Source organism: Bradyrhizobium sp. 179 (assembly GCF_023073535.1).
GTDB lineage: Bacteria > Pseudomonadota > Alphaproteobacteria > Rhizobiales > Xanthobacteraceae > Bradyrhizobium.
Genome location: NZ_JADPJR010000131.1, coordinates 134,311 through 140,925 on the forward strand (window position 1 = coordinate 134,311; position 6,615 = coordinate 140,925).

A 6,615-nucleotide genomic window follows, 5' to 3' on the forward strand; every position below is an offset into this window, starting at 1 on the left:
CACACGCCGTCATCGCGAGCCAACGGGTCCGCGCGAAGCGCGGCCCGATGACAGGGTCCGCGAACCAATCCAGAATCTCTCTGCGAAGACAGTCTGGATTTGCTTCGTCGCAAGAGCTCCTCGCAACGACGGTGGGGGGACGGCTGCGATTAATCAATAATTGGCACATGCTTCGCCGCCGACCGCCGCAGCGTTCCGTCAAGGCGCGGATCATCCGCCACCTCGATCTGGCGGCGGAAGGCGCGGAAGCCGGAGCGCTGGTAGAAGGCAACGGCCGATGGATGATCGAGTGTGCAGGTGTGGACCCAGACCCGACGGACGTCGCGTGACCACGCAAGCTCCAACGCGCGGTTCATCAGGAAGCGCGCGGCGCCGGTGCCGATTAGCCCAGCGGTGACGCCGAAATAGGTCAGCTCGCACTGGCCGGGCTCGCGGAAGTCGAGCTCGAGCAGGCCTTCGTCGCTTCCGTCCACGACCAGGGCGTAGACCTCGATGCCAGGCGCGTGGATGATCGCAGCGAGCTCTGCATCGGTCATGCGGGCTCGCGAGAACCACAACCACTCCTCGCCGACACGGCGGAAGAGGTCGCGATACCAATAAAGCGCGGGGGTATCCACCTTGCGCAGGGTCCACGCGCCAGGGGGATCGTCGCGGCGCGCCGGAGGTGCGGTCATCTCCAAATGCGTGACGACGGCTGCGATCTTGCCGGCGGGCACGTCGGAATAGCCGTCCGGTATCATCATCGCGGCGTCAGCGTGATGGCTTCTGCGGTGGCGGCTTCGACCGCGGCTTGGCTGTAGAGCAGCGGCACATATTGTCCGGTCGCCCAGAGCGGGGCGAGGTCGCGGTAGTGGCCGCTGAAGGGATCGCCGGATTGCCCCGGCGTGTTGATGGTGCGGCTCGCGTCCCAATTGCCGACATCGAGCACCATCCGAAACGAGGCGCCTGAGATGAGCTGGTAGTCGGAGCGGCGATAGGTGGCGGCGCGCGGAACGTTGGCTGCGCCGCCGAAGGCGAGCGGGCCCACCGACATTTGCGCTGCGGTCGCCTTGTCGGCAAGCGGGATCAGCGCGTGGTCGAACTTGGCGACATGCAGGCGGCCCCAGCGCCAGCTGGATGCATCGTCCCCGAGCTTGCCGGCGACGTCGGCAACCGCAGCGCCCAAGCTCTCGCGCAGGATCTGGTCGCGTGCGGCAGCGGGATCGGCGCCGAGCGCGGCATCAGGGGACTCGAGATAGGCGACGATCGCCGAAATGCTGGATGCCTCGGGCGCGATCAGGGCCACCGCCTTGGGCGCCGTGGTCTTCAGCAGCGTGGGGCCGAGATGATTGGCGATCCAGACCTCGAACAATGCGGCGGCGGCACTGTCGGCGGCATCGCGCGCGTCCCATGGCCTCAACAGCTCGAGACCCTTCTTCACATTGGCATCGTCCGAAGTCAGAGGCTGCAGCAGCTTGACGAGGCGCCGCCCCAGCATCGCGGTATCGTCGTTCTGCAAATCCATGGCGTCGGCGAGTGTAACCTTGCTGTTGGCCTGGAGCACCTCAACAATGCGCTGCCAGCGGGCGCTGTCAGCCCATTCGAAGCCGACCTTGCGTTCGCTGATGGGGTAATCGGACGGAAGGTTCATCTGATTGGCGGTGGCCAGAAAGCCCTGCTTGGGCTGATAGGCTTTTGGCAGATCGTCGAGCGACAGAAAGCCCTGCCAATCATAGCGGCCGTCGCCGGGCACCGGCATCAGGCCGTCATAGTTGACGCGGCGCGGAGTCTTGCCCGCGGCAACCCAGCCGATACTGCCGCGCGTGTCGGCATAGACCTGGTTCTCCGAGGGCGCGCCCCAGCGCCGCATCGCCGCGAGAAAGCCGTTCCAGTCCTTCGCGGTCATGTAGTCGGACGAGCCGAAATAGGCGGAAGTGCCGGGCTCGAACCAGATCGAGCGCACCGCGAAGGCGCGCTTGTTGCCTTCATCGACATAAATCACCGGACCGTGCCGGGTGAACTTCAGCTCGACGTCGCGATCGCCCTCGCCTTTCACCTGCTCGGTCTCGTGGACGATGCGCATGTCCTCCCAGCCATTGCCGTAACGGTACTGATTGGGATTTTGCGGATTGAGCTCATAGACGTAGAGGTCTTCCTGGTCGACATTGAAGATGGTGAGGCCAAAGGCAATGGTGCCGTTATGGCCGATCGAGATGCCGGGCAGCGCCGGCTCACCGGCGCCGATCACGGAAAGGCCGGGCGCATTCAACCCGACGATATAGCGCAGCGACGGCACGCTGTGCTCGCGATGCGGATCGTTGGCGAGGATCGGGCGTCCGGTCGCGGTGCGCGAAGGCGCGATCACCCAATTGTTGGAGCCGATGGTGTCGCGCTGTTGATCGGCCGCGTCCAGATAGGTGTCGGGATCATGCGCGAGCGCGGCCTGTCGGTCTTTCGGCTGCGGAAAGGCGACCGGGCGCGTCGCAAGGTCATAGGCCGCGAGCACCGCCTTCGGGACGCTACAGGGATCGAGGCCATCGGGGACTTTCGTCGTCCAGGCCGGCTCGAGCTTGACGCGAAACCGATCGGCCTCGAGTCCTGCCGCGCAGGCAACCAGCGAGCGCTTGACCTCCGAGGCGATGTTGCGGGTGAGCCCATGGCTGCGAATACGGACCACGTCGTCCGCGGTCCAGAGATCCGGCCTGGTGCCGGCGATCCTGAACTCGATCGGCAGCGGCCGCTTGCCATCGCGGACATCCGCGACATAGGCATTGATGCCGGCAACGAACGCTTCCGCGTAGGTCTTCGCCCTGGGGCCATAGGACGCCCACTCCGCATTCATGTCGCCGCGATACAGGAAGAGCCGCAGCGCCTTATCCTGCTCGGCATAGGCCGGGCCGAAATCCCGGGCGAGCAGCCCGAGCCCCCGCTTACGCCAGAGATCGATCTGCCAGAGGCGGTCGCGCGCGGCGTTGAAACCCTGCAGAAAGAACAGGTCGTGCTCGTTACCGGCATAGATGTGCGGAATGCCCCAGACGTCGACCAGGATCCTGGCGGGCGCATTGAGGCCGGCGACGTCGGTCTTGACCTGACGCGCGTTCGAGAGCGGGTTCTCCTTTTCGCGTGCGGTTGCGCCGGAAGCAAGCAGCACGCTGCAGACCGCCGCGCTGCACAGCGCCCGCATGACCCGGTTGATATCCGTGTTCATTGTCGTTTCTCCCGTTGTTGTTATTTGAGCGAGCGACGTGAATCCGCTTACCCCTCCCCCTCGTCGCTCGCCAGCACGCCCTTCACCGCTCTTGCCCATCCGGCCAGCTTTCGCTCGCGCGTCGCCTGGCTCATGTTCGGCTTGAAGCGGTGCTCGAGGCGCCAGTTGTCGGCGAATTTTGTCGGCTCGGGATAGACGCCCGCCTGGAGACCGGCGAGGTAGGCAGCCCCTAAGGCCGTGGTCTCCTGGATCACGGGGCGATCGACCGGGGCGTCCAGGAGATCGGCGAGGCGCTGCATGGTCCAGTCGGATGCTGTCATGCCGCCGTCGACGCGGAGCACGACGCTGGCCGTTTCCGAGCTCGGCCAGTCCGCGCGCATCGCGGCCCAGAGGTCAAACGTCTGGTAGCACACGCTTTCCAGCGCGGCGTGGGCGAGCTCGGCAGGGCCGGTGTTGCGGGTGAGGCCGAACAAGGCGCCACGCACGCGCGGATTCCAATAGGGTGCGCCCATGCCGACGAAGGCAGGAACGAGATAGACGCTCTGCGTGGAATCGGACTGGTCGGCGAGCGGGCCGGTTTCGGCGGCGTGCTTGATGATGCCAAGGCCATCGCGCAGCCATTGCACCGCCGAGCCTGCCACGAAGATCGAACCTTCCAGCGCGTAGGTGCGCTTGCCGTCGAGCTGATAGGCGACGGTGGTGAGCAGCTTGTTCTTCGACACCACAGGCGTGGTGCCGGTGTTGAGCAGCGCAAAGCAGCCGGTGCCGTAGGTCGACTTCATCATGCCCGGGCGGAAGCAGGCCTGACCGATGGTCGCGGCCTGCTGGTCGCCAGCGATGCCTGATATCGCAATGGGCCCGCCGAACAGGTCGGGCGTGCTCTCGCCGAAGCGGGCGGAAGAGTCCTTCACCTCGGGCAGCATCGAGCGCGGCACGCCGATGATCTCCAAGAGCTCGTCGTCCCACTGGCCGGTGTGGATGTTGAACAGCAGCGTGCGCGAGGCATTGGTGGCATCGGTGGCATGCACCTTGCCGCCGGTGAGGCGCCAGAGCAGATAGCAGTCGATGGTGCCGAACATCAGCTCGCCGCGCGCGGCGCGCGCCCGCGCACCGGGAACGTGATCGAGGATCCAGGCCACCTTGGTGCCGGAGAAATAGGGATCGATGATCAGGCCGGTCTTCTGCGAGATCACGGGCTCGCGGCCGTTGGCTTTCAGCTTGGCGCAGATGTCGGCGGTGCGGCGGTCCTGCCAGACGATGGCGCGGTGCACGGCCTGACCGGTGGCGCGGTCCCACACCACGGTGGTCTCGCGCTGGTTGGTGATGCCGATCGCGGCGATGTCCTTTGCATTGATGCCGGCCTGCGCGATCGCCTCGCGGCACACCATCACGGTCGAGGTCCAGATGTCCTCCGGCTCGTGCTCGACCCATCCCGAGGCCGGGAAATGCTGCGGAAACTCGGCCTGGGCCTTCGCCGCGATCGAAATGTCGCTGCGAAACACGATGGCGCGCGAAGAGGTGGTGCCCTGGTCGATGGCGAGGACGAAAGACATGGCGGCTATCTCTGGCGTTTTCTTGGCGTTTCCCTGGAAGGGATCATTGTGTCGCGGCAAGAAAACGGGATTGCCGGCAAGAGGTCAAGGCGGCTCTCCGCTTACCTTCCCCTGGAGGGTCAGGGTAAGAGAAGCCGCGCCTCGATGCAACTGAACGTGGTTTCGCCGGCTACACCGCTGCCGTGGTGACGCCGCCGTCGATGACGATGGTCTGGCCGGTCATGAAGCTCGATGCGTCGGAGGCGAGGTAGGCGACGGCGCCGGCGATTTCGTCGGGTTCGCCGATGCGGCGGAGCGGCGTGGTGGCGGTGCGGCGTTTCAGATTGGCTTCGTCTTCCCAGAGCGCGCGGGCGAAATCGGTCTTGACGAGGCCGGGCGCGATGCAGTTGACGCGGACGCCTTTGGGGCCCCATTCGCCGGCGAGCGAGCGGCACAACGCGAAGTCGGCGGCTTTCGAGATGCCGTAGGCGCCGATCACGGTGGAGCCGCGCAAGCCGCCGATCGAGGAGATGATGATGACGGAGCCATTGCCGCGCTCGGCCATCTCAGGGATCGCGAGCGCGGAGAGCCAGATGTTGCTCTTGACGTTCGAGCCCATGATCTTGTCGAAGGCTTCGTCGGTAATGTCGAGCAGTGGGCCGTAATAGGGGTTCACTGCGGCATTGCAGACGAGGATGTCGACCTTCCCGTAGTGCTTCGTTGCGCCGGAGATCAGCGCCTCGACCTCGTTCTTGCGCGCGATGTTGCAGGGAATGACGATGGCATCGCCGCCGCCGGCAATGATGCCGTCGGCGACCTCCTTGCAGGCATCCGCCTTGCGCGAGGAGACCACGACCTTGGCTCCTAATTTTGCCAGCAGCTCGGCGGAGGAGCGGCCGATGCCGCGGCTGGAGCCGGTGACGACGGCGACCTTGCCGGTGAGATCGAACGGGGTGTTTTTCATTTGTTGGGCTCCGCTATGGCCGCATACTCAGTGTCATCGCCCGCGAAGGCGAGAAACGGCGCGGCTGGAATCGAGAAGCCGCGGTGTACTGGGTCCCCCGCTTTCGCGGGGGACGACAGGCGTCGTAAGACTAGATCAATCCGCCCGCGTCGGCGACACGGCGCTGGTGGTAGTCGGTGTCGCCAAAGGTATTTTCGATCATGGTGAGGCGCTTGAAGTAGTGGCCGATCTTCGCCTCCATGGTCATGCCGATGCCGCCGTGGAGCTGGATCGACTGCTGGCCGACGAATTTGGCCGACTTGCCGATCTGCACCTTGGCCGCGGCGATCGCATTGCTGCGCTCCCTGGCGTCCTCGAAATCACCGGCCATGGTCGCGAACATCGACATCGAGCGCGCCTGCTCGGCTGCGACGAACATGTCGGAGGCGCGGTGCTGGAGCGACTGGAACGAGCCGATCGGAACGCCGAACTGCTTTCGCGTCTTGATGTACTCGACCGTGGTCTTGAGCGACTCGTCCATCAGGCCGACCGCCTCGGCGCAGAGCGCGATGCGGGCCTCGTCGACGACGCGCTCGATCAGCGCGAGCGAATCCTCGGGGTTGCCGAGCACGGAATCCGCGCCGATTTCGACGCCGGTGAAGGTGACGTCGGCAGCATGCAGGCCGTCCTGGGTCGGATAGCCCTTCTTAGCTACGCCTTTTGCATTGGCGGGTACCAGGAACACGCCGATGCCCTTATGATCGCGGCGCTCGCCCTTGGTGCGCGCGGTGACGATCAGGGTGTCGGCGTTCTCGCCGTTGAGCACGACGAACTTCTCGCCGTCGATCACCCAACCGTCGCCCTTCTTCTTCGCCGTCGTGGTGACGTCGAACAGATCGTAGCGCGAGTTCTTCTCGAGCTGGGCGAACGCCAGCGTCTTGCTGCCGTCGATG

The 6,615-nt window shown here is 65.3% G+C and carries 5 protein-coding genes; all 5 read right to left on the minus strand.

Features of this window, described 5'->3' with window-relative positions; translation table 11 throughout:
- Positions 1-149 precede the first annotated feature (149 nt).
- Entirely contained in the window at positions 150-743 is a 594-nt protein-coding gene (locus IVB12_RS30915; RefSeq protein ID WP_247304898.1) for a GNAT family N-acetyltransferase, read from the minus strand.
- Entirely contained in the window at positions 740-3,187 is a 2,448-nt protein-coding gene (locus tag IVB12_RS30920) for a penicillin acylase family protein (protein ID WP_247304901.1), read from the minus strand. The genes IVB12_RS30915 and IVB12_RS30920 overlap by 4 nt, the downstream gene beginning before the upstream one ends.
- Before the next feature lie 47 nt (positions 3,188-3,234).
- Complete coding sequence (glpK, locus tag IVB12_RS30925; protein ID WP_247304903.1) at positions 3,235-4,740, minus strand: glycerol kinase GlpK; 1,506 nt, start codon at positions 4,738-4,740, stop codon at positions 3,235-3,237.
- Between the two features lie 169 nt (positions 4,741-4,909).
- A complete protein-coding gene (locus tag IVB12_RS30930; RefSeq protein WP_247304906.1) occupies positions 4,910-5,683 on the minus strand; it encodes an SDR family oxidoreductase in 774 nt (257 codons plus the stop codon).
- 130 nt (positions 5,684-5,813) lie between these two features.
- Positions 5,814-6,615 (minus strand): acyl-CoA dehydrogenase family protein (locus IVB12_RS30935; RefSeq protein WP_247304909.1); only part of this gene is annotated, 802 nt, incomplete at its 5' end.

What these genes read in the sequence shown, in the direction of transcription:
- IVB12_RS30930 (WP_247304906.1), bottom strand. Translation starts at nt 5,683, where the DNA reads ATGAAAAACACCCCGTTCGATCTCACCGGCAAGGTCGCCGTCGTCACC.
- IVB12_RS30920 (WP_247304901.1), bottom strand. Translation starts at nt 3,187, where the DNA reads ATGAACACGGATATCAACCGGGTCATGCGGGCGCTGTGCAGCGCGGCG.
- glpK (WP_247304903.1), bottom strand. Translation starts at nt 4,740, where the DNA reads ATGTCTTTCGTCCTCGCCATCGACCAGGGCACCACCTCTTCGCGCGCC.
- IVB12_RS30915 (WP_247304898.1), bottom strand. Translation starts at nt 743, where the DNA reads ATGATGATACCGGACGGCTATTCCGACGTGCCCGCCGGCAAGATCGCA.